Origin of the sequence: Streptomyces sp. NPDC049627 (assembly GCF_044465645.1) — a bacterium.
Lineage (GTDB): Bacteria > Actinomycetota > Actinomycetes > Streptomycetales > Streptomycetaceae > Streptomyces.
In genome coordinates, this window is sequence record NZ_JBITLW010000010.1 from 163,910 (window position 1) to 190,006 (window position 26,097).

Genomic DNA, 26,097 nt, shown 5'->3' on the forward strand with positions numbered 1-26,097 from the left:
GGGGGCGGACTTCATGTCACCGCCCCCGCCGTCAACGCTGACGGGACGGTCAGGCCTGCTCGCCCTCGGCGGCCGGAGCCTCGGCAGCGGGGGCCTCAGCGGCCGGAGCCTCGGCAGCGGCCTCGGCCGGCTTCTCGGCCTCGTCGGTCTTCTTCTCGCCCTCGAGCAGGTCGCGCTCCCACTCGGCGAGCGGCTCGCCCGCGGCCTTCTCGCCCTTGCCCTCGGTGGCGACACCGCTGCGGGCGATGAGGCCCTCGGCGACGGCGTCGGCGATGACGCGGGTGAGCAGGGTGACGGAGCGGATCGCGTCGTCGTTGCCCGGGATCTTGTAGTCGACCTCGTCGGGGTCGCAGTTGGTGTCGAGGATGGCGACGACCGGGATGTTCAGCTTCCGGGCCTCACCAACGGCGATGTGCTCCTTCTTGGTGTCCACGATCCAGACGGCGCTGGGCACCTTCTGCATCTCGCGGATACCGCCGAGGGTCTTCTCCAGCTTGGCCTTCTCGCGCGAGAGCACGAGAAGCTCCTTCTTGGTCAGACCGGACGCGGCGACGTCCTCGAAGTCGATCTGCTCGAGCTCCTTGAGGCGCTGCAGACGCTTGTAGACGGTCGAGAAGTTGGTGAGCATGCCGCCCAGCCAGCGCTGGTTGACGTAGGGCATGCCGACGCGGGTGGCCTGCTCGGCGATGGCCTCCTGCGCCTGCTTCTTGGTGCCGACGAACATGACCGTGCCGCCGTGGGCGACGGTCTCCTTGACGAACTCGTAGGCGCGGTCGATGTACGACAGCGACTGGAGCAGGTCGATGATGTAGATGCCGTTGCGCTCGGTGAAGATGAAGCGCTTCATCTTCGGGTTCCAACGACGGGTCTGGTGACCGAAGTGGACGCCGCTCTCCAGCAGCTCCCGCATCGTGACGACGGCCATGGCCGTATCTCCTTGAATGTTCTCGGTTGTGCCGCGGATGCCGGACGGCTCCCGCGCCTGACGCCCACATGCGCCGTGCCACGAAGGACCGAGGGGCGCTGATACGGACCGTTTCCGGTGGCCGTATCGGGGCGTGCGAAGTCGACCCGGTGACCCGGATCGCCAGAAGAAGTGTACGGGACCGGCGAGGTGCCGGGTGACGCCGCTGTCCACAACCCGGGAGTTGTCCACAGATCCCGGCCATGATCGGCGGAGTTGCGGGACGGTTCTGCCATGCGAGCGAACCGATACGTGAGGACAACCGGCCGGCTGCTGTTCTTGCTGCTCCTGACAGCGGCCGTGCTGCTGGCACCGGCACCGCGACTGACCTTGACGACCGCGGCCACCCCCGCCCCGACGGCCATGGACGACGGCGCGCCGTCCGGCCCGGACGTCGACGTGCCCGCGGTCGGCCGGGCCTGGCCCGTGGGGCTACGGCCCCGGGTCCTACGAGGCTGGGAGCCCCCGGCGACGCCCTACGGTCCCGGCCACCGCGGCATCGACCTGGCGGCCCAGCCCGGCACACCGGTACGAGCGGTGGCGGCGGGCCGGGTCTCGTTCGCGGGCCGGGTAGCGGGGAGAGGCGTCGTGTCGGTGGAGCTGGCAGGGACGGGTGCCCCACCCCTGCGGACGACGTACGAGCCGGTGCGGGCGTCGGTGCGGAAGGGGGACGAGGTGGCGGCGGGAAAGGTGGTGGGCGCGCTGGAGGCGACGGGCTCGCACTGCGACGTCACCTGCCTGCACTGGGGCCTGCGGAGCGGCGACGCCTACTTGGACCCGCTGTCCCTGCTGCCCCCGTGGCTGCTGCACCGGGGCCCGTCGAGGCTGCTACCGGTACTCCGGGTGCCGCTGCCCGCATAGCCGTACAGCCCGCCCTGCCTGCACCCGGTCCCAGTCGGCGTCAGCCCCGAACCCCCCGCAGCGCCATGGCAACCGCCGCGTCCGTGATGACGGCCGGATCCTCGGCCGCCCCCAGCTCGATCCGCCGGACGGCCGCGTCCACAACCCCCTGCACCAGCATCGCCGCCAAGCGGGGCTGCGCGTGCCCCATCTCTTCCAACGCCTCGACGATCATCGCCACCAGCCCCCCGTGCGCCGCCCGGATCTTCTCCCGCGCCCCGGCATCCAGCTCACTCGCGGAGATCGCCACGACGGCCCGGTGCCGCCGGTCCCCGACCAGTGCCAGCTGCTTGCGCACATACGCCTCGACCTTGGCCTCGGCCCTGTCCGCCGCGGCCATCGCCGCCTCGACCTCGCCGGCCCACACCGGGAAGTCGACCTCACACAGCTCCTCGACCACGGCGGCCCGCGACCGGAAGTACTCGTACACGGACGACCGCGCAAGACCCGTCCGCTCGGCGAGAGCCGGGAAGGTCAGCGCCTCCGTCCCGCCCTCGGACAACAGGGAACGAGCCGCGTCCAGCAGGGCGGCTCGCTGCATCGACCGGTGCTCGGCCACGGAGGCCGCTCGAATCCTTGGCACGCCAACCACTGTACGGACGCACCACCGTGGACGGGAGTCTCGGCACGGATCCCCTCACACGTCCGGCCAGGTCAACGCCCGACGGCGCCGGGTCAGCGCCCGAAGCCGGCCAGCTTCGCCCGCAGCTGCAGCACCGACTTGGTGTGGATCTGACTCACCCGGCTCTCGGTCACACCGAGCACGTTGCCGATCTCGGCCAGGGTGAGCCCTTCGTAGTAGTACAGCGTCACCACGGTCTTCTCCCGCTCGGGCAGCGTGTTGATCGCCCGCGCCAGAAACCGCCGCAGTTCCCGGTCCTCGGCCACCTCTACCGGATTGTCCGCGGCGGTGTCCTCCAGCGTGTCCATGACGCTCAGCCCGTCGCCGCCCTCACCGCCGACGTGCAGCAATTCCTCCAGCGCCACCACGTTGGCCAGTGACAACTGGCTGAAGACCGCGTGGAGTTCGTCCACGGCGATCCCCATCTCGGCGGCCACCTCCCCCTCCGTCGGCGTCCGCCGCAGCCGCGCCTCCAGCGTCGCGTACGCCCGCTCCACATTCCGCGCCTTCTGCCGCACGGACCTCGGGATCCAGTCCAACGCTCTCAGCTCGTCGATCATCGCGCCCCGGATCCGCGTGATCGCATACGTCTCGAACTTGATCTCCCGGTCGATGTCGAACTTCTCGATCGCGTCGATCAGCCCGAACACCCCGGACGACACGAAGTCCGCCTGCTCCACGTTGGGCGGCAGACCGACGCTCACCCGGCCCGCCACGTACTTGACGAGCGGCGAGTAGTGAAGAATCAGCTGCTCGCGCAGACGCTCGTCTCCCGTCGCCTTGTACGACCGCCACAGCTCGTCGAGTGTCGAGGGAGCGGGCGGCCGCACGCTGCCACCGTCACGGGCGGTTGGGGGGATCGCCGCCCGGTCGGGCCCGGAGGTGTGCTGGGGCATTCGTTGCCTTGTGCCGTTCTGCCGTGAAGTGGGGCCGCCTGGGGGAGCTGCCCGGTCTGACGTGGTTCTGGTGCCGTTCGGGGGTCGAGGTGCCGTTCTGCGCCGGAATTCACGTGAGCGTAGCGTGACTGCGGTGTCGCGGTGCGCGAAGGATGGAGCACAAGCCGTGCGCAGATACGTTCCGCTGGACGCCCCACCGGGGCACGGCGATCGCTCTACGTGATCACCCGAACACCCCAACTGGGGGAATTCCCAAGGGCATCCGTGTTCCCCCGTACGGCCGAACACGCTCGGTCAGCATGGACTCCGACCGGCCCGAACGGAGATCATCGCCTGGCGTGTCAACTTCCAGCCGTCGCCGTGTCGTTCGACGTAACCAAGTGCGCGAAGTTCGTACAGTCGCGCGATCGCGTCGTCCTCCGTGGTCTGCGCGCCGCGCGCGACCTCGTCCGCCCGCGCCGCACGGCGGCCCGGCAGCGCGGCCAGGACCCGGCGCACCGCCGGCTCCAGCAGGTCGCGCGGCAGGACGGGTCCGCGCCGCTCGGGTGCCAGCTCACCCATGTCGCCCACGAGTTCGACGACCTCCGCGGCGTCGGTGACGAGGACGGCGTCCGACCGCAGCAGTTCGTGCACGCCCGCGGAGAGGCCGCTGGTGGCCGGGCCCGGCACCCCCATCGTGTGCCGCCCCAGCCGCTGGGCCGCCCGAGCGGTGACGAGTGAGCCGCTGCGATGGGCGGCCTCGACGACGACCGTGCCCCGGGTCAGCGCCGCGATCACCCGGTTGCGGACGATGAATCTGCTGGGCGTCGGATGGTCGCCCGGCGGCAGTTCCCCGATCACGAGCCCCTGTTCGGCGATTCTGTTGATCAACTGGGTGTGCCCGCGTGGATAGGGCCGGTCGACCCCGCAGGCGAGGACGGCGACAGTGGCCCCACCGGCGCCCAGGGCGCCCCGGTGGGCGGCGCCGTCGACCCCGTAGGCGCCGCCGGACACCACCACCCAGCCCCGCTCCGCAAGCCCGCCGGCGAGCGTGGCCGCCATGTGTGCGCCGTACTCGGTGCAGGCCCGCGCCCCGACGACGGCCACGGACCGCAGCGCCCACATCCGCAGACTGGGCCGCCCCCGCACCCACAACCCGACGGGCCGGGCATCCCCCAGATCATCGAGCTGTCCCGGCCACTCGACATCGCCCGGACACACGAACCGGACCCCGGCATCCCGGGCGACGGCGAGATCCCGACCGGGCTCGGCCCGCAGTGCCCGGGCCAGCAACCCGTCCCACCGCTTGTAACTCACCCCCGGCAGGGCCTCCACCCCCTCCCGCAACCGCCGCACCACTTCCCCCACCCCGTACTCCCGCACCCACCGCCCGGCGACCTCGTCCCCCGGCTCGACGACCCGGCTGAGGAGGACCCGGCCGAGCCGCTCGCCCTCCTGATCCTCACAGCCGCTCATGTCAGCGCCCCGATGGCCATGGGCACGCCCCGCGGCACACCGGTGCGCAGTTGCAGGGCCAGGGCGACGTCCGTCGCGTCGGGCCGGTCGTGACCGACGAGGTCGGCGACGGTCCAGGCGACGCGCAGGACGCGGTCGAGACCCCGGGCCGTCAGTACGCCGCGCTCAAGGTTGCGTTCCGCCTCGTCCATGGCGCCGATCGCGGCGTACCAGCGGCTTCGCAGCTCGCGTCCGGGGATCTCGCTGTTGGACCGCCACGGAGTACCGGCGAGCCTGGTGGATGCCCGCTCGCGGGCCGCGCGCACCCGGTCGGCGACCACCGCGGTGGACTCACCCCGGGCCCCGCGCTCGGTCAGCTGGGCGCGGGTGACACGGTCCACCTCGACCCGGAGGTCGACTCGGTCGAGCAGCGGCCCGGACAGCCGTGCCTGATAGCGGCGGATGGCGGAGGGCGGGCACTCGCACAGAGTGTCCGTCTGCGAGAAACGGCCGCAGGGACAGGGGTTGGCCGCGAGCACCATCAGGAACTTCGCCGGAAAGCGCACGACGCCCGCGCTGCGTGCGATGACGACGTGCCCGGCTTCCAGTGGTTGGCGCAGGGCGTCGAGGGACTGGCTGTTGAACTCCGGTGTCTCGTCCAAGAAGAGCACACCTCGGTGTGAGAGTGACACCGCGCCGGGCCGCGCGATGCCGGCGCCTCCGCCGACGAGTGCCTGCATCGTGGCCGAGTGGTGCGGGGCGCAGTAGGGGGCCACGTCGATCAAGGGCTTGCCCGCAGGCAGCAGGCCTGCCACCGAGTGCACCGCCGTGACCTCCAGCGACTCCTCCCTGCTGAGCCGGGGCAGGATGGCCGGCAACCGCTCGGCGAGCATCGTCTTGCCGGCGCCGGGCGGCCCTTCCAGGAACAGGTGATGCCCGCCCGCCGCGGCGACCTCCACGGCCGTCCGTGCCGAGATCTGGCCCACCACGTCGGCGAGGTCGTGCCCGTGGTCGGGCTGGGCGGCGCCCATGCTGTGCATGCCCGTGGCCGCGCCTGTTCCCGGCACGCGCAGACCCGCGAGGAGCGGATCCGGGCGGCCCTGCGCCTCGGGTTCCTCGTCGGGCACGGGTTCGTCCGCGAGGACGGCGATCAGCTGGCGCAGGCTGCGCACGCCCAGGACGGACACGCCCGGTACCAGCGAAGCCTCGGCGGCGGCGCACTCCGGGACGACCACTTGCTCGTAGCCGGCGTCCGCGGCGGCCAGCACCGCGGGCAGGATGCCGCGCACAGGACGCACCCGCCCGTCCAGGCCGAGCTCTCCGATCATCACGATGTCGGCGAGAACGCGCGGATCGATCCGCTCGGCGGCACCGAGCACGGCGCAGGCGACGGCCAGGTCGAAGCCGCTGCCCGCCTTGGGCACCGAGGCCGGGCTGAGCCCGACCGTGAGCTTCTTCTGCGGCCACTCACCGCCCGAGTTCACCACCGCCGCCCGCACCCGGTCGCGGCTCTCCGACAGACTCTTGTCCGGCAGCCCCACCAACGTGAACGCCGCCACCCCCGGCTCCAGGTCCGCCTGGACCTCGACCACAACCCCCTCGACGCCCACCAGGGCCACCGAGCACGTACGCGCGAAGGCCATGTCAGGCCACCCCCCGGGCGTGCTCGACCACCGGCGCGCCGCGGTCGGGCAGGACGACGCCCACCAGGTCGATGCGGACGCCTCCGGGTGGAGCCCCTCCGTGCGCGTGGATCCATCGTTCCGCGAGGCCCCGCAGTCGCTGGGCCTTCTCGGGCGTGACCGCGGCCATCGGATGCTCGTAGCCGCCGGTCCTGCGGGTCTTCACCTCACAGACGACCAGCACGTCGCCGTCCCTGGCGACGATGTCGATCTCTCCGGTCCTGCCACAGCGCCAGTTGCGCCCCAGAACCGCCATCCCGGCCTCGACCAGGCACCGTGCGGCGAGATTTTCACCGTACTTGCCGAGTGCACTGCGTGCGTTCATGTCGGCACCACCTCCGGCGCCAACATTGAGGCCAGCTCAGCGAGCTATTGGATCTTGGTGGACAAGTCCGCGATTGTGGACAACCTACTCACCCCTGCGAGTGAACCCGAGCGAACATCACCCGCCCGGGAGCTCCAGATCGCTCTTGTTCAACTCCTCGATGTTCACGTCCTTGAACGTGAGCACACGGACCTGCTTCACGAAACGCGCCGGCCGGTACATGTCCCACACCCAGGCGTCCGCCATGGACACCTCGAAGAACACTTCGCCCTGGACCGAGTGCACCTGCATCTCGTAGTCGTTGGTGAGGTAGAAGCGCCGCTCGGTCTCGATCACGTACTTGAACAGACCGACGACATCGCGGTACTCCCGATAGAGCTTGAGCTCCATCTCGGTCTCGTACTTTTCGAGGTCTTCGGCGCTCATGGCGTGTTCCCCTTCAGCCGTGCGATCCCACCATTGTGCGCCAGTCCCGTCAGCACCTAGACAATTTCGGGGTCAAGGGTCACGGGCCCGGCGGGGGGACCTTCGTCGAGCAGCGTGCGCAGCAGCTCGGCGAGTCTGGTCGGATACACCGTCTCATGTGCCCGGGCAAGTTCCTGACACGTCCACCAGCGCGCTCCGGCGACGCTGCGCCGCTCCAGCTCGGTGAGGCCCACGGCCCTGGTCGCCGTCTGCGTCGTGCGGGCCAGGTAGTACCACTCGTCCTGGTCCCAGCGCCGCCCCGCGAACGGGAAGGAGCACATCCGCCGCCACAGCACGGGGCCGAGTTCGACCTCCGTGATGCCCGTCTCCTCGGCGAGTTCCCGCAGCGCGGCCTCCTCGCGCGTCTCCGCGCCCTCGACGCCCCCGCCGGGCGTGAACCACCAGTCGTCGGCCGGATCCTCCGGCTCGTGGCCGTGCAGCAGCAGAATGCGGTCCCCCGGGTCGAGCAGCACCACGCGTGCGACCTTGCGCAGCCCGCCGTCGTACGAGTCGCCGTACGGGCTCTCCCCGCACCCCACGCCGGTCGCCTCAGCGGGCACCCGCGGGCTCCGTCCGGGGCGTGGAGCGCTTGCCCAGCCTGTTCGCCACGGGCCCGTACGCCCCGCCGGCCAGCACGAGCACACCGCCCACCACGACCAGCGCGAGGATCGTCCGCAGCGGCCCCGGCGACGACAGCGCGCCCAGAGGTTCGAAGCCTGTGGGGCGCTGCAGCATGCCGTCCATGGGCCAGACGACGGCCTCCACACGGGCCGACACGGCGCTGCGCGCCACGGTGCCGCTGGCCGCGTCCGTGAGATGGGCCGTGGAGTCCAGGGAGCCGCTGCGCTCGTCGCCCAGCAGGAAGAGCCGGCCCTCCGGCACTGTCACGGTCGGGAAGTTCTGGAGCTCGGCCAGGCCGTCCTTGGCCAGGTACGGCTCGTCGATCTTCTTGCCGTTGACGGTCAGGCGGCCGCTCGTACAACAGGCGACCGTATCGCCGCCGACGGCGACCACGCGCTTGACGACGGGCGCGTTGCTCACCCAGTTCTTGTCGGTGAAGACGACGACGTCGCCGCGGCGTACCTCACCGCCGTCGACGCGCTGGGCCAGCACCCGGTCGCCCGCGCCGATCGTCGGCGCCATCGAGCTGGTGGGCACGGTGTACGGCCGGTAGACCACCGCTCCCCAGGCGAAACCGCCCAGGAACAGCACCAGGCCCAGCGCCACGGCCAGCCCGGACAACCGCTGTCCGGTCCGGCTGCCCGCCGGGCCCCTGCTTGCGCCACCGTCACGCGGCGCCGTACGTGTCGTGCTCTCGCCACCCATGGGTCCGCACCCTACCCGGCGGTACCGACACGAGGCAGCCCCTCCCGAACGCCAGACCGCTCACGCTCGGCAAAGCTTGCCCAAGATCGCGGCTCCAGGAGGGGCTCAACGGGATGGGCAGGAGCAGGGAGGACGGGAACAGGAAGGGCGTCGAGCCGTCAGCGGGTCTCGGCCGCCTTGATCCGCTGCCGGCGCCACAGCACGAGCGGCACCGCACCGGCCAGCGCGATCCCCTGCGGTGCGACCGTCAGCGCGGCGGACCGGGCGCTCAGGTCCTGCTCGAAGGTGTCCGGGACCGGGAGGTTGTCCCAGCGGTTGACCGGCCAGGCGATCACGATGGCACGGCCGACGACCTTGTCGACGGGGACCATGCCGTGGTTCTTGTCGGACTGGTTGTAGCGCGAGTCGCGGGAGTTCTGCCGGTGGTCGCCCATGACCCAGATGTAGCCCTCGGGGACCTTCACCTTGAACTGGCCGCCCTGGTCGTCCTGGCTGCACGGGGTGTTGCCCGGGTAGACGTACGGCTCGTTCAGCGCCTTGCCGTTGACCATCAGCGGGCCGGTCTTCTTGCACTCGACGGTGTCGCCGCCGACACCGATCACGCGCTTGATGAGGTCCTTCTCCTCCGCGGACGGCATCAGGCCGATCCAGCTGAGGAAGGTCTGCAGGGCGTTCGGGTCGGGGGTCGGCTCGCCCGCCAGCCAGTTGTCGGGGTCATGGAAGACGACGACCTCGCCGCGCTCGGGCTCGGAGCCGAACCAGGGGGTGAGCTTGTCGACCAGGACGCGGTCACCCTTCTGGAGGGTGTTCTGCATCGAGTCGGAGGGGATGGAGAACGCCTGGACCAGGAACGTCTTGATCAGCAGCGCGAGGACGAGCGCGATACCGATCAGGATCGGCAGCTCCTTCCAGAAGGAACGCTGCTTCTTCGGCTTGGGCGCGGCGCCGCCCGAGCCCTGACCGTCGGCCGGGGGCTGCCCGCCCGACCCTTCGCCGTCGCCGGCTGCTCCGGGGTGGTCATTCCCGGAGGTCACGGCGCCTTCCGCGGCCGGGTCGGCTGCTTCCACGGGGTGTCCGCGGTGCTCCTCGCCGTCGTGCCCGGACCGTGCGCCAACCGCCACATCCCCCACGCCAACTCCTTACTCTGTGCCGCTGCCTGCCCCATGCGCGGCGCAGGCCCACCACTCCCATAACGAGCGGGAGTTCCGCAGGGCTCGGGAGCTGGACAGTTCCGTTCGAATCGTTGGGAGCAACCCTATGCGACAGCTGGGCCGAGGCGGTCGACCCGGTCGCCGAGTCGGACACCGATGCGTAGGTTTTCGGTTCGTCCAGGGAGGTCCAGTGACCGAGCGGCCACGCGATCCACATGGCCCGTCCGACGACCTCGTCCTCGGAGACCGTGCCTCCGTAGTCCTGGTCCTGGTGCGCGCGGGAGTCGGCGGAGTCGGCGCGGTGGTCACCCATCACCCACAGCCGTCCCTGCGGGACGGTGATGTCGAACTGCGCGTTGGAGGGGGCGTTGCCGGGATACAGATAGTCCTCGTTCAGGGGGACGCCGTTGACGGTGACCCGTCCTTGCGTGTCACAGCACTTGACGCGGTCGCCGCCGACGCCGACGACGCGTTTGATGAGGTCCTTCTCGTCGTCGGAGGGCAGCAGACCGATGAAGGTGAGCGCCTGCTTGACCTGCTTGACGACGACGGGATCCTCCTTCTTCACCGTCGTCTGCTCGCCCCGGAGCCACCCGCCGGGATCCTTGAAGACGACCACGTCCCCGCGCTGCGGCTTGGAGCCGAACCAGGGAGTGAGCTTGTCGACCAGGACGCGGTCGCCGATCTGGATCGTCTGCTCCATGGAGCCGGACGGGATCACGAAGGCCTGGACGAGGAAGGTCTTCAGGACGAGCGCTATGAGGACGGCGACACCGACGAGGAGAGGTATCTCCTTCATCGCGGAGCGCCTGCGGCGCCGTTTGACCTTGCGCTGGAGCTTGCGCCGCTCCGCGCGCGTCCGCCCGCCGGCGGGACTGGCGGCTCGCCGGGCGCCGGTGGGGAGCAGATTGTCGGCGGGATTGCCGGACACGCCGCGGGGCTTGCCACGGTTACCCATGAGCCCCCGCCCCTTCGGCCTCGGCAGCCGCCGGCACGCGCGCGTAGGCGTCGGGACGGTGCAGGCGGGTCCAGTGGGCGGTCGGCCATACGATCCAGTCGGCGCGGCCGATGACGTCGTCGACCGGGATCATGCCGCCGCCGGGCGAGCCCAGATGGTCGCGGGAGTCGCTGGAATCGCTGCGGTGGTCGCCGAGGAGGAACAGCGTGCCGTCGGGCACGACGACGTCGAAACGCACCCTGGACGCACTGTCGCCGGGGTACAGGAACGTCGACTCGTCGACCGAGCGGCCGTTCACCTGGATCCTCCCCTCCTTGTCACAGCAGACCACGTGGTCTCCCCCCACACCCACAACGCGTTTGATGTAGTCCGCATCCCCGAAATACCCGGTTCCGTCGAACACGACAACATCGCCGCGCCGCGGCTCGGCACCGAAACGGTACGCCAACATATTTACGAGAACGCGGTCGCCGATCCTCAATCCGGACTCCATGGATCCGCTGGGAATCTGGAACGGCCGCAGGACGAACGTGTTGAGCAGCAGCAGGAGCACCAGGAAGACCAGCAGGGTCAGGCTGATCCGCCCGCCCGGGAGCCACTGCGTGATCCGCGAGACCAACGCGAAACGCGACCGTTCCTCCTGTCCCTCTGTGTCCGAGATCTCCTCGGAGTCGGAAGGGCGGGAGGAGCGGTCGCGCTCCGTCTGCTGTGCTTCGGTGTCCATCGAGGCCAGATGCTATCCGGCCCCGCTGTGGACCCCACGGGGGCGAGCCCCCTCAAGCGCTCAGTTCTCGCGCTTCTCCTTGATCTTCGCCGCCTTGCCGCGCAGCTCACGCAGGTAGTACAGCTTGGCGCGACGGACGTCACCCTTGGTGACGAGCTCGATCTTCTCGACGATCGGGGTGTGCACCGGGAAGGTGCGCTCGACGCCGACGGAGAAGGAGACCTTGCGGACCGTGAAGGTCTCGCGCACGCCGGCACCCTGACGGCGGATCACAACGCCCTTGAACTGCTGCACACGGGAGCGGTTGCCCTCGATGACGCGGACGTGGACGTTGACGGTGTCACCCGGGCGGAAGGCCGGGACGTCGCTGCGCAGCGACGCGGCGTCGACGGAGTCGAGCAGGTGAGACATTTCGTCTGCTTTCTTCGCTGATGCCACAGGTCATCAACGGGAGCTAGGTGTTCCAGAAGGATGCTGTCCGCGTCGGGGCGGGCGTCGTGTCCCCCTGTGGCAGGGGCGCACGCCGGACGGCGCACAACAGCGGCCTATTCTTCCACGCCCTCGGTCCTGCGCCAAAATCGGCCGAACCGCTCCCCCTCCGGGTCGGGCATCCAGCCCAGGATGGAGAGCATCTCGCGGTCCTTCTTGTCGAAGGCCTTGGGGTCGCAGCGCTCGATGAGGTCGGGCCGGTTGGCCGTCGTACGCCTGAGGGCTTCGTCGCGGCGCCAGCGGGCGATCCTGCCGTGGTGGCCGCTGAGCAGCACCTCCGGGATGTCCCGGCCGCGCCACTGGGGCGGCTTGGTGTAGACGGGGCCCTCCAGGAGGTTGGCCATGGCGCCGGGCGCGAAGGAGTCGTCGCGGTGCGACTCGGCGTTCCCCAGCACGCCGGGCAGCAGGCGCGCCACGGCCTCCGTGATGACCAGGACGGCCGCCTCGCCGCCGGCGAGGACGTAGTCGCCGATGGACACCTCATGGACGGGCATCCGGGTCGCGTACTCGTCGATGACGCGGCGGTCGATGCCCTCGTAGCGGGCGGGCGTGAAGATCAGCCAAGGTCGCTCGGAGAGCTCGACGGCGAGTTCCTGGGTGAAGGGGCGGCCGCTGGGGGTGGGGACGATCAGGGAGGGCGCGCGGGCGCCCGTCTCGTACCCGTCCGCGAGGACCGAGTCCAGCGCGTCGCCCCAGGGGTCGGTCTTCATGACCATTCCGGGGCCGCCGCCGTACGGCGTGTCGTCGACCGTGTTGTGGCGGTCGTAGGTCCAGTCCCGCAGGTCGTGCACGTGCACGTTCAGCTGTCCACGCGCGCGTGCCTTGCCGACGAGGGAGACGTTCAGGGGCTCCAGGTACTCGGGGAAGATCGTGACGACGTCGAGGCGCATTACGGCTCTTCCCTGGTCGACGCGATCTCTGCCTGGTCGTCGATCAGGCCGGGCGGCGGGGTGATGACCGCCCGCTGTTCCTGGAGGTCGATCTCGGTGACGATCTCCTCGACGAACGGGATCATCACCTCGCTCCCATCGGGCCGCTCGACGATGAAGAGGTCCTGGGAGGGCAGGTGCGAGATCTCGGTGATCCGGCCGACCTCGACGCCGTCCGCGGTGACGACATCCAGGTCGATCAGCTGGTGGTCGTAGTACTCGTCCTCCTCCTCGGGCAGCTCGTCCGGGTCGACCTCGGCGATCAGGAGGATGTTGCGCAGGGCTTCGGCCGCGGTGCGGTCCTTGACGCCCTCGAAGCGCAGGAGGAGGCGGCCGCTGTGCACGCGGCCCGTCTCGATGGTGAGGGGTCCCGCGGAGGCGGGATCGGTGGCGAGTACGGCTCCGGGCGCGAGCCTCAGCTCCGGCTCATCGGTGCGTACCTCGACGGTGACCTCGCCCTTGATGCCATGGGCACGGCCGATCCGTGCGACTACCAGCTGCACGTGTCCAAATCTCCTGTCATACGACTACGGGCCGGGGACGGCCCAGTGGCCCTCCCCGGCCCGAGCCGGTGCTGCGTTCGGCGTCAGCGGACGTGGTCCACGTCGACGAGGTCGACGCGGACACCGCGGCCGCCGATGGCACCCACGACGGTGCGCAGAGCGCGTGCGGTGCGGCCGTTGCGGCCGATCACCTTGCCGAGGTCGTCGGGGTGGACCCGGACCTCCAGCACACGCCCGCGACGCAGGTTGCGCGAGGCGACCTGCACATCGTCAGGGTTGTCGACGATGCCCTTCACGAGGTGCTCGAGAGCCTCCTCGAGCATGCTCAGGCCTCGGCCGACTCGGACTCGGCGGCAGCCTCGTCCTTCTTCTCCGCCTTCTTCTTCTGGGTGATCGCCTCACCCTTGCCCTCGTCGTCGCCGCCCAGGGCCTCGAACGACGGGCGCGCCTTCTTCGGCTCGGCGACGAGCAGCGGAGCCGGGGCGGGCTCGCCCTTGAACTTCTGCCAGTCGCCGGTCTTCTTCAGGATGGCGAGGACGGGCTCGGTCGGCTGCGCGCCGACACCCAGCCAGTAGGCCACACGGTCGGCGTCCACCTCGATGACCGACGGGTTGTAGGTCGGGTGGTACTTGCCGATCTCCTCGATCGCACGGCCGTCACGGCGGGTGCGGGAGTCGGCGACGACGATGCGGTAGTGAGGCGAACGGATCTTGCCCAGACGCTTCAGCTTGATCTTGACTGCCACGGGAGTGGGTTCTCCTGGATTTGACGTGGTTGGGCACGGCGAGAATGCCGCGTGGGGTTGCGGTACCCGAGTGCCCGATGGACGCGTCAGCCGGAGGAGAGAGGGGTCCTGTGCGGCTGTCGAGTACAGCTAGCCATTGTGCCACACCCTGCCGGTCGCTTTTGCGCCGAGGGGCCGGTGAAGGGCGCTTGGGCATGACTGAGGGGCACCCGGCGATTCGGGTGCCGTGAAGGTCGGTCGCGCAGGCCCGCGCTGGGGGGTGCCGCACCACGGCGGCACCCCGGCGCCTTACGTCCCCGACCGGCAGCCACGAGATGCCGGTGCTGGACGTTTCCGCGGCTGCGCGTTACGCCGCGCCCATGACCTCCGGAATCCGGAACGGCTTTCCGCAGCCGCCGCACACGATCGGTGCCTGGGCCAGGACCGACGGGACGACCCGGACGTTACGGCCGCAGTCGCACACGGCCTTGACGCGGACGCCGCCGCCGGAGGAGCCGTGCCGGGCCGCCGGGCCGCGGAAGGTCCGGCTCGTGTCGGCGGAGGTCGCCGCGGTGTGGGCCTTCAGGGCGCGCTGGAGGCGTTCGATGGTCGGGCGGTAGCGGCGCTTGGCCTCGGGGTTGAGCGTGACCAGGGAGAAGCCGCTGCTGGGGTGCGGTTCCTCGGGGTGGTCCAGGCCCAGCTCCTCGGCGATGGCGAGGAATCTGCGGTTGTGGTAACGGCCGGCGCGGGAGGTGTCGCGGACGCCGCGCGCGGCGGCGATGCCATGGACTGCCTCATGAAGCAGTCGCTCGAAGGAGAGCTCGTGACCGCACGCGGACGACGACTCCCCGATCAGGGACTCTGGCGCGGCGAGATCCGGCAGCTCGGGGTGGTACCGCTGAATGTCGGCCCACGCCTGTGCCAGCTCTGCGGCGAGAACAGGTGGTGTCTGTGTCGTGCTCACGTAATGACAACGAGCCGGAGTGCCGCTGTGTTCCGATTCCGGGCCATCCCAAATAATTTGCACGTACCCGTCAGTTGCGAATGATGCGCCCTGACGAGGGCGGGTGCGCCGATCTGCGGAGAAGCCTCACAGCTCCTACCAAGCCGGTGCGTAGCCACACGTACGCCCCGGCGCGTAGACGGCGTCCACGCGCCGCTGTCCCTGTGGTCCGCGGAAGCGCAAGAGGCGATTCGGCCGCTCTCGTTCCCCATGGGCGTCATCTCAATAAGCGCGCGCGACGACCGCGACGTTACCGGGGGCGTCGTCGGCGTCCGGCACCGACCCGTCCTCGGCGACCAGACACCGTACGGTCGCGGCGTGCTCGGCCAGCCTGGCCTCGCCTTCTTCGCCGAGCACCGCCCACGGGACGCGCGCCCAGCCGCCGGAGACGGCGGCCTCTACGGCCTCGTCGATCGTCGACACATCGGTGGTGCGGGACTCGCGGCGTTCGCGGGCCTGGGCCAGCAGCAGCGCCTGGTCCTCCTGGAGGACCGTGGGGAGCAGCCGTACGAGCGAGTCGACGGCCACCGGCTCCTTGCCGCCCGGGATGCGGCGGGCCAGCATCGCGGTGCCGTTCTCCAGGTCACGGGGCCCGACCTCGATGCGGACGGGCACGCCCTTGAGCTCCCAGTCGACCGCACGGCGGCCGAAGGGGGTGTCGGTGCGGTCGTCGACGTGGACGCGGATGCCGGCCGCCGTCAGCTGCTCGCCGATCTCGCGGACCTTGGCCAGAACCGCGTCGTCGCCCTTGATGGCGAGGACGACGGCCTGGATCTGCGCGAGGCTCGGCGGGACCCTGAGGCCGTGGTCGTCGCCGTGCATCATCACGAGGGCGCCGATCATGCGGGTGGTCGAGCCCCAGGACGTCTGCCAGACCAGCTCCTGGGTGCCGTCCTTCGACAGGTACGAGGTGTTGAAGGCCTTGGCGAAGTTCTGGCCCAGCTCATGGCTGGTGGCCATCTGCAGGGCCTTGCCGTCGCCCATCATCCCTTCGAGCGTGAGGGTGTTGACGGCGCCGGCGAAGCGCTCCTTGGCGGTCTTGCGGCCGGGGACGACGTCCATGGCGAGGACGTTCACCATGAAGTCCTCGTAGACCTCGCGGTGGATGTGCGCGGCGAAGTCGCGGGCGTCCTCGTAGGTGGCGTGCGCGGTGTGGCCCTCCTGCCACAGGAACTCGGTCGTACGCAGGAACAGGCGCGGCCTGAGTTCCCAACGGACCACGTTCGCCCACTGATTGATCAGCAGGGGCAGGTCGCGGTAGCTCTGCACCCATTTCGAGAAGTAGTCGTTGATGATCATCTCGGAGGTGGGGCGGACGACCGCCGGCTCCTCCAGCTCCTTGCCGCCGCCGTGCGTGACGACGGCGAGCTCCGGCGCGAATCCCTCGACGTGTTCCGCCTCACGCGTGAGATACGACTGCGGGATCAGCAGCGGGAAGTACGCGTTCTGGGTGCCGGTCGCCTTGATGCGGGCGTCCATCTCGGCCTGCATCCGCTCCCAGAGGCCGTACCCGTACGGTCGGATGACCATGGTGCCCCGCACCGGACCGTTGTCGGCGAGCTCCGCCTTGGCGATCAGATCCTGGTACCAGCGCGGGAAGTCGTCCGCCCGTGGCGTGAGTACGGGTGCCTTTGCCATGGCGCGATCGTACGGGCCCACGTTGCCGGAATGTGAAATCTCGCCAGCGGCACATGCAACTCTCAAGCCGCGGCCGCTTTCCACTGGACGGCACGTCGAGGGCGGAGTTTCCTGGCATACGGGGGGATGCGAGCGCATGTCACGGGGGCCATGGAATCGGGCACAGCGGCAACTCTCGGCGGATTGGGGCGCTTTAGATGACACCTACGCTCGTGCGACAGCACCTGCCTCACGCGGGCCCCGCGCCCCGCGTGGACCTGTGTGCACGCGCGCGTGACTGGTCCGAGATCCAGGAGCGGATGCTGGTTCCGCTCTACGAAGCCGTCTACGAACGACTGGAAGTGGGCCCCGGCACCCGGCTGCTGGGCCTCGGCTGCGGGAGCGGGCTCGCCCTGGTGATGGCTGCGTCCAGAGGCGCGGCCGTCACCGGTGTCGAGTCCGCCTCACCCGAACGACTGGCCCTCGCACGGCGGCGTCTGCTGCCCGAGGCGTGGGACACGCGCGCGCGTGCCGCCACCCGGCTGGTCGACGGCTCACCTGGTGACGCGGCCGACGCGGCGGCGCCTGCGTACACCCTGGTGACCGCGTTCGAGCCGATCGGGTGCCTCGCGGGCGACTCCGAGGGGCTCGGCGAGGCGCTCGCGGCCGCGACGCCGCTGGCCGAGCGCGGGGCCCCCGTGGTGCTCGCCGGCTGGGGTCCGCCGGAGCGCTGTGCCACCTCGTCGGTGCTGCGGGTCGCCACCAAGCTGGCCGATCCGCTGCGCAGCACGGGGAGTTGGCGTCCGGCGCTGCGTGACGACCTGGAGGAAGTCGCCCAGCGCGCGGGTTTGCGACCCGACGGTTCCGGGCGGGTGGCCTGCCCCTTCGGATACGCGGACGTCGACAGCGCCGTGCGGGGACTGCTGTCGACGGGGCTCTTCGACGCGGCGATCTCCGCGACCGACCGGGCGCAGGTGGACAAGGAGGTCGAGGAGGCACTGCACCCGCACCAGCGGCGGGACGGGACGGTGTGGATGCCGAACGTCTTCCGGTACTTGATCGCCCGCGTGCCCTGAGCCGGAATTCGCCTACGGGGCCTCGTCCTTCGTCAGCCGAGTGATCCCCGCGATCCGGTACGCGTCGGCCTCCTCCAGCGTCTCGTTCTCCAGCAGCGCCTCGGCCAGGGCGTTCAACTGACCCCTGTGGTCGGTGAGTTTGCGGCACGCCTCCTCGTAGCACTCGTCGACGATCCGGCGCATCTCGGCGTCGATCACGTCGAGGGTCTGCGGGGCGGCCGCGAGCCCGTACGCCTGCTGGGAGTCGCTCGGCAGGGCCGACAGCCGGCCGACGCGCTCGCTCATGCCCCAGCGGGCGACCATTCCGCGCGCGATGTTGGTGACCTGTTCGAGGTCGTTCTCGGCGCCCGTGGTGACGACGCCGTAGACCACCTGTTCCGCGGCCATGCCGCCCAGCGCGCCGATGATGCGGCCACGCAGGTAGCCCTCCGAGTGCGCGTACCGCTCCACCTCGGGGGTCGACATCGTCACCCCGAGCGCCCGGCCGCGCGGCACGATGGTGATCTTGCGCACGGGGTCGGCGCCCGGCTGCAGCATGCCGAGGAGGGCGTGTCCGCTCTCGTGGTAGGCGGTGCGCCGGCGGTCCTCCTCGGGCATCACGAGGGTGCGCTCGGCGCCCAGCTGCACCTTCTCCAGGGCCTCGGACAGGTCCGCCTGGGACACCCTGTCCTGCCCCCGCTTGACCGCGAGCAGGGCGGCCTCGTTGGCGAGATTGGCCAGATCCGCACCTGTCATGCCCGGGGTGGTGCGGGCCAGCTGGGCCAGGTCCACGTCGTCGGCGAGCGGGATCTCGCGGGTGTGGATCCCCAGGATCGCCTCGCGTCCGCCGCGGTCCGGCGGGGCGACGTTGACCACCCGGTCGAAGCGGCCGGGCCGGGTCAGCGCCGGGTCCAGGATGTCGGCGCGGTTGGTCGCCGCGATGACGATCACGCCCTCCGAACCGGAGAAGCCGTCCATCTCGGTGAGGATCTGGTTCAGGGTCTGCTCGCGCTCGTCGTGCCCGCTGACCGAGGCACCGCCGCTGCGCACCCGTCCGATGGTGTCGATCTCGTCGATGAAGATGATCGACGGTGCCACTTTGCGGGCCTCGGCGAACAGCTCCCGCACGCGGGAGGCGCCGACTCCGACGATCATCTCGATGAACTCGGAGGCGGAGGCGGAGAAGAACGGCACGCCCGCCTCGCCCGCCACCGCCCGCGCCAGCAGCGTCTTGCCGGTGCCGGGCGACCCCGCGAGCAGCACGCCACGCGGCATCTTCGCGCCCATCCTGCGGTAGACGTCGGGATGCTCCAGGAAGTCGACGACGTCGTCCAGCTCACCCTTGACCTCGTCGATGCCGGCCACGTCGGCGAACGTCGTGCGCTCCTTGCCCGGCTGGAGCTCGACGGGCTTGGGCGGCGCCTTCCGGCCGAGCATGCCGCCCGCGCCGCCCAGGCCCGCGCTCATCCGCCGGGCGAAGAAGATCCAGACCGCGACCAGGAACGCGATCGGGATCAGGGAGAACAGCAGGTTGGACAGGACGCCCCGCTCCCGGACGACCGGCCGGGCGGTCACCGTCACGTCGTGGCTGCTCAGCTGCCGCCAGAGGTCGTCGTCCGCGAAGGCCGGGCGCTGGGTCTTGAACCTGGTGTAGTCGCCGTCGCCCTCGGGGTTGTCCCGCGCGCTCTTGAGCTCGCCCTGGATCGCGTCGCCCTTGGAGTAGATCTTCTCGACGTTCCCGGCGTCGACCTGCCTGCTGAACTCGGTGTAGGAGATCGTCGGCTCGTTGCCCCGGTCGAGGTACGTCAGCCCGACATAGGCGAGCAGGAACACGATCACCGCGGTGAGGGCCAAGCCCCACCAGCGACCGCGTCCCCGTCGGGCACGGGGCCGCCCGGGGGGCTCGTCCGGCGTGCCCTCGGTGCGCCACGGCTGGTCAGGGGCCTTGCGTGGTGGCGCGGCATTGCTCATATCTGGACGTTACGGCAGATACCCGGCTACGGCATGCGCTGGGGGCGCCCCCCATCAAGAGGAGCGCCCCCAGTGACGTATGAAACCGTCCGAACCGTCGGCGAACCGAACCGCCGGTGAACCGAACCGTCAGCCCATGAACTTCTTGAACTCGTCCGGCAGCTCGAAGTCCTGCCCGCCCTGCTGGCCCGGCAGCCCGAGGGCGTTGCCCGCCTGAGCGGCGGCGGCCCGGCGTGCGGCGGCCTCCTGCTCCTGCTGCTTGCGCTTCATCGGGTTGCCGGAGCGCTGCTTGCCCTTGGCCTTCTTCGGCTGCTTCTTGGCGCGGCCGGGGCCGCCGCCCATGCCCGGGATCCCCGGCATACCGGGCATGCCGCCGCCCTGGGCCATGCGGGACATCATCTTGCGGGCCTCGAAGAACCGCTCGACGAGGTTCTTCACCGCGCTGACCTCGACGCCGGAACCACGGGCGATTCGGGCGCGCCGCGAGCCGTTGATGATCGTCGGGTCCTGGCGCTCGCCCGGCGTCATCGACTTGATGATCGCCGCGGTGCGGTCGACGTCGCGCTCGTCGAGGTTGTTGATCTGGTCCTTGATCTGGCCCATGCCCGGGAGCATGCCGAGCAGCTTGGAGATGGAGCCCATCTTCCTGACCTGCTCCATCTGGGCCAGGAAGTCGTCGAGGGTGAAGTCCTGGCCCTTCTTGGAGGCCAGCTTCTCGGCCATCTTCTGGGCTTCGGCCTGGTCGAAGGTCTTCTCCGCCTGCTCGATCAGGGTGAGCAGGTCACCCATGTCGAGGATGCGGGAGGCCATCCGGTCCGGGTGGAAGGCGTCGAAGTCGTCGAGCTTCTCGCCGTTCGACGCGAACATGATCGGCTTGCCGGTGATCTGCCGGATCGACAGGGCCGCACCACCGCGGGCGTCACCGTCGAGCTTGGAGAGCACCACGCCGTCGAAGCCGACGCCGTCGCGGAAGGCCTCCGCGGTGTTGACGGCGTCCTGACCGATCATCGCGTCGACGACGAACAGGATCTCGTCCGGGGAGACCGCGTCGCGGATGTCCGCGGCCTGCTGCATCATCTCCTGGTCGATGCCGAGGCGGCCGGCGGTGTCCACGATCACGATGTCGTGGACCTTGGTCCGCGCGTGCTCGATGGAGTCCTTGGCGACCTTGACCGGGTCGCCCACGCCGTTGCCCGGCTCGGGCGCGTAGACCGCGACGCCGGCGCGCTCGGCGACGACGCTGAGCTGGTTGACGGCGTTGGGGCGCTGGAGGTCGGCGGCGACCAGGAGCGGCGAGTGGCCCTGCTCCTTCAGCCAGTGGCCGAGCTTGCCCGCGAGGGTGGTCTTACCGGCACCCTGCAGACCCGCCAGCATGATCACGGTGGGCGGCTGCTTGGCGAAGCGCAGGCGGCGGGTCTCGCCGCCGAGGATCGTGACGAGCTCGTCGTTGACGATCTTCAGGACCTGCTGGGCCGGGTTCAGCGCACGGGACACCTCGGCGCCGAGGGCACGCTCCTTGACGTTCTTGATGAACGTCCGGACGACCGGCAGCGCCACGTCCGCTTCGAGGAGGGCGATGCGGATCTCGCGCGCTGTGGCGTCGATGTCCGCCTCGGAGAGCCGTCCCTTGCCGCGCAGGTTCTTGAAAGTCGCTGAGAGGCGATCGGAAAGAGTATCGAACACGGCGCTCGCGGTCCTCGGGGTCGGTGGCGGCTGGCAATCGCCCTCCAGGGTATCCCGGCGGCGCGGGTTGCCGGGATCCCCGGGTTCGGGGCCTGTCTTTCGGATCGGCTCGGCGTCGCGGGCCCGGCACGCACATCTGCCGCGTCGCCGTCGGTCGCCGGCTCCTTCGTCCCTTTGCAGCGGACCTGAGCCGAAAGACAGGCCCTACCCCCGCAGCGTCTCCTCCAGCTTCCGCGCCACGGACGCCGCCTCCTCGCCGGGCAGCGGCGCTCCCTCGGGCCCTGTGACATAGAACGCGTCGACGGCGTTGGCGCCCAGCGTGCTGACGTGCGCACTGCGCACCCGTACGCTCGCGTCCTCCAGCGCCCGGCCGATCCGGAACAGCAGCCCCGGCGCGTCCTGGGCGCGCACCTCGATCACTGTGGCGAGGCGTGAGGCGGCGGGGTGGACCGACACCCTCGGCGGCGGCGCCACGACGCCGCGGCGGCGCGGATACGCCGCGTCCCGCTCGGCGAGGCGGCCGGCGATGTCCAGCGAGCCGTCCAGGGCCCGTACGAGGTCGGCGCGCAGCCGGCTGGCCTGCGGCAGGGAGCCGTACTCGGCCGCGACCCGCCAGTTCAGCAGCAGGACCGAGCCGTCGACGCCGTCGGGCAGGTCCAGGGTGCGCAGTTCGGCGGTGCGGACGGTCAGGCGGTGCATCGCCAGGACGCCGGCCACCGCGGGCAAGACGCCCGGCTGGTCCGGTACGGCGATGAGGAGCTCCACGCCGAGGGGTTCGGGGGCACCGGAGGGCTGCTCGTCCGTCGGCGGCTCGGTCTGTGCGCGCAGGGCCAGGACGGGGCTGCCCGTGGCGACCGCCTCGATGGCGAGCCGTTCCTGCTCGGCCGTGGGCGCGGCGGCCTCGGGCTCGTCCGGGTCGTCCCCGGCGAGCACGGCCGCGACCCGTTTCACCAGGTCGGCGACGAGCGAGCCCCGCCAGGACGACCAGGCCGCCGGGCCGGTGGCCAGGGCGTCCGCCTCGGTCAGGGCGTGCAGCAGCTCCAGGGTGGACTGCGACCCGACCGCGTCGGCGACCGAGCGCACGGTGGCCGGGTCCTCCAGGTCGCGCCGGGTGGCCGTCTCCACGAGCAGCAGGTGATGACGTACGAGGGTGGAGAGCACCGTCACGTCGTCGCGGTCGAAGCCGATGCGCGCGGCCACGTCCTTGACGATGATCTCGCCGGCCACCGAGTGGTCGCCGGGCCAGCCCTTGCCGATGTCGTGCAGCAGCGCGGCGACGAGGAGCAGGTCGGGGCGGTGGACGCGGCGGGTGAACTCCGAGGCGCGGACGGCCGTCTCGATGAGGTGCCGGTCCACGGTCCAGATGTGTACGGCGTTGCGCTGCGGACGGCAGCGCACGCGCTCCCAGTCGGGCAGGAAGCGGGTGATCAGCCCCTCGGCCTCCAGCGCCTCCCACACGTCGACGGTCGGCCGCCCGGAGCCCAGCAGGGTCACGAGCTGCTCGCGCGCCTCGGCGGGCCAGGGCGTGGGCAGGGGACGCACGGTGGCCGCCATGCGCCGTACGGCGTGCAGGGAGAGCGGGAGTCCGGCCTGCGCGGCGGCGGCCGCGGCGCGCAAGGGGAGCACGGGGTCGCGTTCGGGGCGCGCCGCTCGGGCGAGCACCACCTCGCCGTCCTGTTCCACCACGCCCTCGGCGAGAGGAGACCTTTCCGCAGTGGGTTTCGCACCCCCCAGCATGGCGCGCAGCCGTGGCCGCACAGCGCGCGACCGCAGCACGCGCCCTACTTCGCGCCACGTGACATCACTCGCATACGAGATGACCCGCGCCGCCTCGTACACCTGCCGCAGCAGCGTGTCGGCGTCGAGCAGGCCGAGGTCGGCCGCGACCTGGTCCTGCTCCTGCAACGCCAGCCGGTCGGTCGCCCGCCCGGTCGTCAGGTGCAGCGCGTCCCGTACGTCGAGCAGCCGGCGCCGGGCGTCGGCGAGGCCCTCGCGCGGGGCGTCGGCCAGCCAGGAGGCGGCGACGGCGCGCAGGATGGTGGCGTCCCGCAGGCCGCCGCGCGCCTCCTTCAGATCGGGTTCCAGGAGGTACTGCAGCTCGCCCTGGCGCTCGGCGCGTTCGGCGGACAGCTCCTGGAGTTCGGGCAGACGCTTGGGCGCCTGGTTGCGCCAGTCGGCCAGGACCGCCGTACGCAGTCCGGCCGTGAGGCCGAGGTCGCCCGCGATGTGCCGGGCGTCCAGCAGCCCGAGCTGGACCTTGAGGTCCTCGCCGGCCGTCTTGCGGGCCTCGGCGGGCGTGCGCACGGAGTGGTCCAGGGCGAGGCCGAGGTCCCACACGGGGTACCAGATGCGGTCGGCCAGGGCGGCCACCGCCTTGCCGTCGCCGCCGTCGTGCAGCAGGAGCAGGTCCAGATCACTGCGCGGGGACAGCTCGCCGCGGCCGTAGCCGCCGACGGCGACCAGGGAGACGCCGCGCATCCCCTCGGCACCGGCCGCGAACAGGCCGGTCAGCCAGTCGTCGGTCAGTTCCGCGAGGGCGGCACGGCGCGGCGGCCCGGACCGCGCCCCCTCGGTGAGGAGGCGCAGCCGGGCCGCCGCGTAGCCGCTGGGTCCCGAGTCCTCTGCTTCGTTGTGCACGTCCGTACTCGACACCCAGCAGCTCCTGTTCTTCTCTGTCAGAGCGCGTCGGGCCCGCGCTCGCCGGTACGGACCCGTACGGCCGTCTCGACCGGCAGGGACCAGACCTTGCCGTCACCGATCTTGCCGGTGCGGGCGGCCTTGACGATGACGTCGATCAGTTGCTCGGCGTCGTCGTCCTCGGCCAGGACCTCGATACGGATCTTCGGGACCAGGTCGACGGTGTACTCGGCACCGCGGTAGACCTCGGTGTGGCCCCGCTGACGACCGTAGCCGCTCGCCTCGGTGACCGTCAGGCCGTGCACTCCGAAGGCCTGGAGGGCTTCCTTGATCTCGTCGAGCCGGTGCGGCTTGACGACTGCGGTGATGAGCTTCATGCGTCCACCTTCTTGCTCGCAGCTTCGGCGACCGCGGCCGGAGCGGCGGTCCGGGCGGCGGCACCACCGCCGGCGCCGCTGAAGTCGTATGCGGTCTCGGCGTGCTCGGCCTGGTCGATGCCGGCGACCTCCTCGTCCTCGGTGACCCGCATCCCGATCGTCTTGTCGAGGATGAAGGCGAGGATCGCGGAGACGACCAGCGAGTAGGCCAGGACGGCGAAGACACCGGCGCACTGCTTCCAGAACTGGGTCAGGCCGCCGCCGTAGAAGAGGCCCTCGACCTTGGACTGGCCCTCACCGCTGGCGAAGAAGCCGATGAGCAGGGAGCCGATGACACCGCCGACCAGGTGGACGCCGACGACGTCGAGCGAGTCGTCGTAGCCGAGCTTGTACTTCAGGCCCACGGCCATGGCGCACAGCAGACCGGCGATGGCACCGACGGCGATCGCGCCGATCGGGGTGACCGCACCACCGGACGGGGTGATGGCGACCAGACCGGCGACCGCGCCCGAGGCGGCGCCCAGCGTGGTGAACGCGCCGTGGCGGATCTTCTCGTAGACGAGCCAGGCCAGCATGGCGGCGGCGGTGGCGACCTGCGTGTTGACGAACATCAGCGCGCCGACGCCGTCGTCGTTGCCGAGCCACGAGCCGGCGTTGAAGCCGAACCAGCCGAACCACAGGAGCCCTGCGCCGAGCATGACCAGCGGCAGGCTGTGCGGGCGCATCGGGTCCTTCTTGAAACCGACGCGCTTGCCGATGACCAGGATCACGCCGAGCGCCGCGGCACCCGCGTTGATGTGGACCGCCGTACCACCGGCGAAGTCGATCACACCCAGTTCGAAGGCCCAGCCACCGGTGCCCCAGACCCAGTGCGCGACCGGGAAGTAGACGACCGTGGCCCACAGGGCGATGAACAGCGCCCACGCGGAGAACTTCACACGGTCCGCGAGAGCACCGCTTATCAGGGCGGGCGTGATGATCGCGAACATCAGCTGGAAGACCATGAACACGAAGATCGGGATGGTGTAGCCGTCCCAGAGCTCCGTGAGGCCGATGTTGCTGAGGCCGAGCCAGTCCGAGTTCCAGCCGATGATGCTGCCGGAGTCGGTGCCGAACGCCATGGAGAAGCCGTACAGCACCCACAGGATGGTGACGATTCCCAGGCTGATGAAGCTCATCATCAGCATGTTCAGGGTGCTCTTGACGCGGACCATGCCTCCGTAGAAGAAGGCCAGGCCCGGGGTCATGAGCATCACCAGGGCGGAACAGATGAGCATGAAACCTGTGTTGGCGGCGGACAGCTCCGGAGCGTCTGCCGCAAGCGTGATGGCTGGTGCCATCGGCGTCTCCTCGTCATGTGGTACGGCCCCGTGCGGGCGAAGCCTGAGCGGATTGAGGGGTGGGCCGGTTATGCGCCATGAGATTGGCGCAGCGCCGTTTCGGTGGAAGCCCCTCGTTGTTTCGCCGCCGTGACGAAGGCACCCTGCGTGTTACGCGTTGATGAACTCCGAGATGTTGCGCCGCTCGATCGTTATCGTGGCGCAACCTTCGGTGAAGGAAATAAACCGGCCGCGGCGGGCCTTCCGATGACCTGGCATGGGGGAGCCGAGTCGGGCAGTTCGGGAGGGCCGGCCGCGGCCGGGGTTCTGGGGGTTTGCAGGA

26 protein-coding genes are annotated in these 26,097 nt (G+C 70.6%); 2 read left to right on the forward strand and 24 right to left on the reverse strand.

Annotated features, from left to right (window positions below; translation table 11 throughout):
- Positions 1 to 49: 49 nt before the first annotated feature.
- Entirely contained in the window at positions 50 to 925 is an 876-nt protein-coding gene (rpsB, locus tag ACIBU0_RS27120; RefSeq protein WP_398823191.1) for a 30S ribosomal protein S2, read from the reverse strand.
- Positions 926 to 1,198: 273 nt separating this feature from the next.
- Between rpsB and ACIBU0_RS27125 the strand changes: the two genes are divergently transcribed.
- Positions 1,199 to 1,825, forward strand: coding sequence for a murein hydrolase activator EnvC family protein (locus ACIBU0_RS27125; RefSeq protein ID WP_398823194.1), 627 nt, complete (start codon positions 1,199 to 1,201; stop codon positions 1,823 to 1,825).
- A gap of 40 nt (positions 1,826 to 1,865) precedes the next feature.
- Here the strand turns inward: ACIBU0_RS27125 and ACIBU0_RS27130 are convergent, their stop codons facing one another.
- From ACIBU0_RS27130 to proS, 18 genes are all read right to left on the reverse strand, one after another.
- Positions 1,866 to 2,423: a TetR/AcrR family transcriptional regulator gene (locus ACIBU0_RS27130; RefSeq protein WP_398823826.1), complete on the reverse strand. Its 558-nt coding sequence runs from the start codon at positions 2,421 to 2,423 to the stop codon at positions 1,866 to 1,868.
- A gap of 116 nt (positions 2,424 to 2,539) precedes the next feature.
- Positions 2,540 to 3,382, reverse strand: coding sequence for an RNA polymerase sigma factor WhiG (gene whiG, locus ACIBU0_RS27135; RefSeq protein ID WP_398823197.1), 843 nt, complete (start codon positions 3,380 to 3,382; stop codon positions 2,540 to 2,542).
- 294 nt (positions 3,383 to 3,676) lie between these two features.
- A complete protein-coding gene (dprA, locus tag ACIBU0_RS27140) occupies positions 3,677 to 4,837 on the reverse strand; it encodes a DNA-processing protein DprA (RefSeq protein ID WP_398823200.1) in 1,161 nt (386 codons plus the stop codon).
- On the reverse strand, positions 4,834 to 6,459 hold the full coding sequence (locus ACIBU0_RS27145; RefSeq protein ID WP_398823203.1) for a YifB family Mg chelatase-like AAA ATPase: 1,626 nt from the start codon (positions 6,457 to 6,459) through the stop codon (positions 4,834 to 4,836). Before ACIBU0_RS27145 ends, dprA begins: the two co-directional genes overlap by 4 nt.
- A 1-nt stretch (position 6,460) precedes the next feature.
- On the reverse strand, positions 6,461 to 6,823 hold the full coding sequence (locus ACIBU0_RS27150; protein ID WP_398823206.1) for a YraN family protein: 363 nt from the start codon (positions 6,821 to 6,823) through the stop codon (positions 6,461 to 6,463).
- Positions 6,824 to 6,940: 117 nt separating this feature from the next.
- Complete coding sequence (locus ACIBU0_RS27155; protein ID WP_003965949.1) at positions 6,941 to 7,249, reverse strand: DUF2469 domain-containing protein; 309 nt, start codon at positions 7,247 to 7,249, stop codon at positions 6,941 to 6,943.
- A gap of 56 nt (positions 7,250 to 7,305) precedes the next feature.
- Positions 7,306 to 7,848, reverse strand: coding sequence for an NUDIX hydrolase (locus tag ACIBU0_RS27160; protein WP_398823209.1), 543 nt, complete (start codon positions 7,846 to 7,848; stop codon positions 7,306 to 7,308).
- On the reverse strand, positions 7,838 to 8,614 hold the full coding sequence (gene lepB, locus ACIBU0_RS27165) for a signal peptidase I (RefSeq protein WP_398823212.1): 777 nt from the start codon (positions 8,612 to 8,614) through the stop codon (positions 7,838 to 7,840). The genes ACIBU0_RS27160 and lepB (ACIBU0_RS27165) overlap by 11 nt, the downstream gene beginning before the upstream one ends.
- Before the next feature lie 158 nt (positions 8,615 to 8,772).
- A complete protein-coding gene (gene lepB, locus ACIBU0_RS27170) occupies positions 8,773 to 9,744 on the reverse strand; it encodes a signal peptidase I (RefSeq protein ID WP_398823215.1) in 972 nt (323 codons plus the stop codon).
- Complete coding sequence (gene lepB, locus ACIBU0_RS27175) at positions 9,632 to 10,723, reverse strand: signal peptidase I (RefSeq protein ID WP_398823218.1); 1,092 nt, start codon at positions 10,721 to 10,723, stop codon at positions 9,632 to 9,634. Before lepB (ACIBU0_RS27175) ends, lepB (ACIBU0_RS27170) begins: the two co-directional genes overlap by 113 nt.
- Positions 10,716 to 11,447, reverse strand: coding sequence for a signal peptidase I (gene lepB / locus ACIBU0_RS27180; RefSeq protein WP_398823222.1), 732 nt, complete (start codon positions 11,445 to 11,447; stop codon positions 10,716 to 10,718). Before lepB (ACIBU0_RS27180) ends, lepB (ACIBU0_RS27175) begins: the two co-directional genes overlap by 8 nt.
- A 60-nt stretch (positions 11,448 to 11,507) precedes the next feature.
- Positions 11,508 to 11,858, reverse strand: a complete 351-nt coding sequence (gene rplS / locus ACIBU0_RS27185; protein WP_018531094.1) for a 50S ribosomal protein L19 — start codon at positions 11,856 to 11,858, stop codon at positions 11,508 to 11,510.
- Positions 11,859 to 11,992: 134 nt separating this feature from the next.
- Positions 11,993 to 12,826 carry a tRNA (guanosine(37)-N1)-methyltransferase TrmD gene (gene trmD / locus ACIBU0_RS27190; RefSeq protein WP_398823226.1) on the reverse strand — a complete coding sequence of 278 codons (834 nt, stop codon included), beginning with the start codon at positions 12,824 to 12,826 and terminating at the stop codon, positions 11,993 to 11,995.
- Positions 12,826 to 13,368, reverse strand: coding sequence for a ribosome maturation factor RimM (gene rimM, locus ACIBU0_RS27195; RefSeq protein ID WP_398823229.1), 543 nt, complete (start codon positions 13,366 to 13,368; stop codon positions 12,826 to 12,828). The genes trmD and rimM overlap by 1 nt, the downstream gene beginning before the upstream one ends.
- A gap of 83 nt (positions 13,369 to 13,451) precedes the next feature.
- Positions 13,452 to 13,691, reverse strand: coding sequence for an RNA-binding protein (locus ACIBU0_RS27200; protein ID WP_003973401.1), 240 nt, complete (start codon positions 13,689 to 13,691; stop codon positions 13,452 to 13,454).
- A 2-nt stretch (positions 13,692 to 13,693) separates the two neighbouring features.
- The gene (gene rpsP / locus ACIBU0_RS27205; protein ID WP_030048919.1) at positions 13,694 to 14,113 is read right to left on the reverse strand and encodes a 30S ribosomal protein S16; all 420 of its coding nucleotides are present in this window, start codon (positions 14,111 to 14,113) and stop codon (positions 13,694 to 13,696) included.
- Positions 14,114 to 14,459: 346 nt separating this feature from the next.
- Positions 14,460 to 15,056 carry a hypothetical protein gene (locus ACIBU0_RS27210; protein WP_048580659.1) on the reverse strand — a complete coding sequence of 199 codons (597 nt, stop codon included), beginning with the start codon at positions 15,054 to 15,056 and terminating at the stop codon, positions 14,460 to 14,462.
- A 261-nt stretch (positions 15,057 to 15,317) separates the two neighbouring features.
- Positions 15,318 to 16,733 (reverse strand): proline--tRNA ligase, encoded by a 1,416-nt coding sequence (proS, locus tag ACIBU0_RS27215; RefSeq protein ID WP_398823234.1) that lies wholly within the window; start codon positions 16,731 to 16,733, stop codon positions 15,318 to 15,320.
- A 197-nt stretch (positions 16,734 to 16,930) separates the two neighbouring features.
- Between proS and ACIBU0_RS27220 the strand changes: the two genes are divergently transcribed.
- On the forward strand, positions 16,931 to 17,788 hold the full coding sequence (locus tag ACIBU0_RS27220) for an SAM-dependent methyltransferase (protein ID WP_398823237.1): 858 nt from the start codon (positions 16,931 to 16,933) through the stop codon (positions 17,786 to 17,788).
- Positions 17,789 to 17,800: 12 nt separating this feature from the next.
- Here the strand turns inward: ACIBU0_RS27220 and ftsH are convergent, their stop codons facing one another.
- The 5 genes from ftsH to ACIBU0_RS27245 form a co-directional block, all read right to left on the reverse strand.
- Positions 17,801 to 19,738, reverse strand: a complete 1,938-nt coding sequence (ftsH, locus tag ACIBU0_RS27225) for an ATP-dependent zinc metalloprotease FtsH (RefSeq protein ID WP_398823239.1) — start codon at positions 19,736 to 19,738, stop codon at positions 17,801 to 17,803.
- A 129-nt stretch (positions 19,739 to 19,867) separates the two neighbouring features.
- Entirely contained in the window at positions 19,868 to 21,421 is a 1,554-nt protein-coding gene (gene ffh / locus ACIBU0_RS27230) for a signal recognition particle protein (RefSeq protein WP_398823242.1), read from the reverse strand.
- 204 nt (positions 21,422 to 21,625) lie between these two features.
- Positions 21,626 to 24,073, reverse strand: a complete 2,448-nt coding sequence (locus ACIBU0_RS27235) for a [protein-PII] uridylyltransferase (protein WP_398823245.1) — start codon at positions 24,071 to 24,073, stop codon at positions 21,626 to 21,628.
- 23 nt (positions 24,074 to 24,096) lie between these two features.
- On the reverse strand, positions 24,097 to 24,435 hold the full coding sequence (locus ACIBU0_RS27240) for a P-II family nitrogen regulator (RefSeq protein ID WP_003997576.1): 339 nt from the start codon (positions 24,433 to 24,435) through the stop codon (positions 24,097 to 24,099).
- Positions 24,432 to 25,775 (reverse strand): ammonium transporter, encoded by a 1,344-nt coding sequence (locus tag ACIBU0_RS27245; RefSeq protein WP_398823248.1) that lies wholly within the window; start codon positions 25,773 to 25,775, stop codon positions 24,432 to 24,434. Before ACIBU0_RS27245 ends, ACIBU0_RS27240 begins: the two co-directional genes overlap by 4 nt.
- Between the last annotated feature and the right edge of the window lie 322 nt (positions 25,776 to 26,097).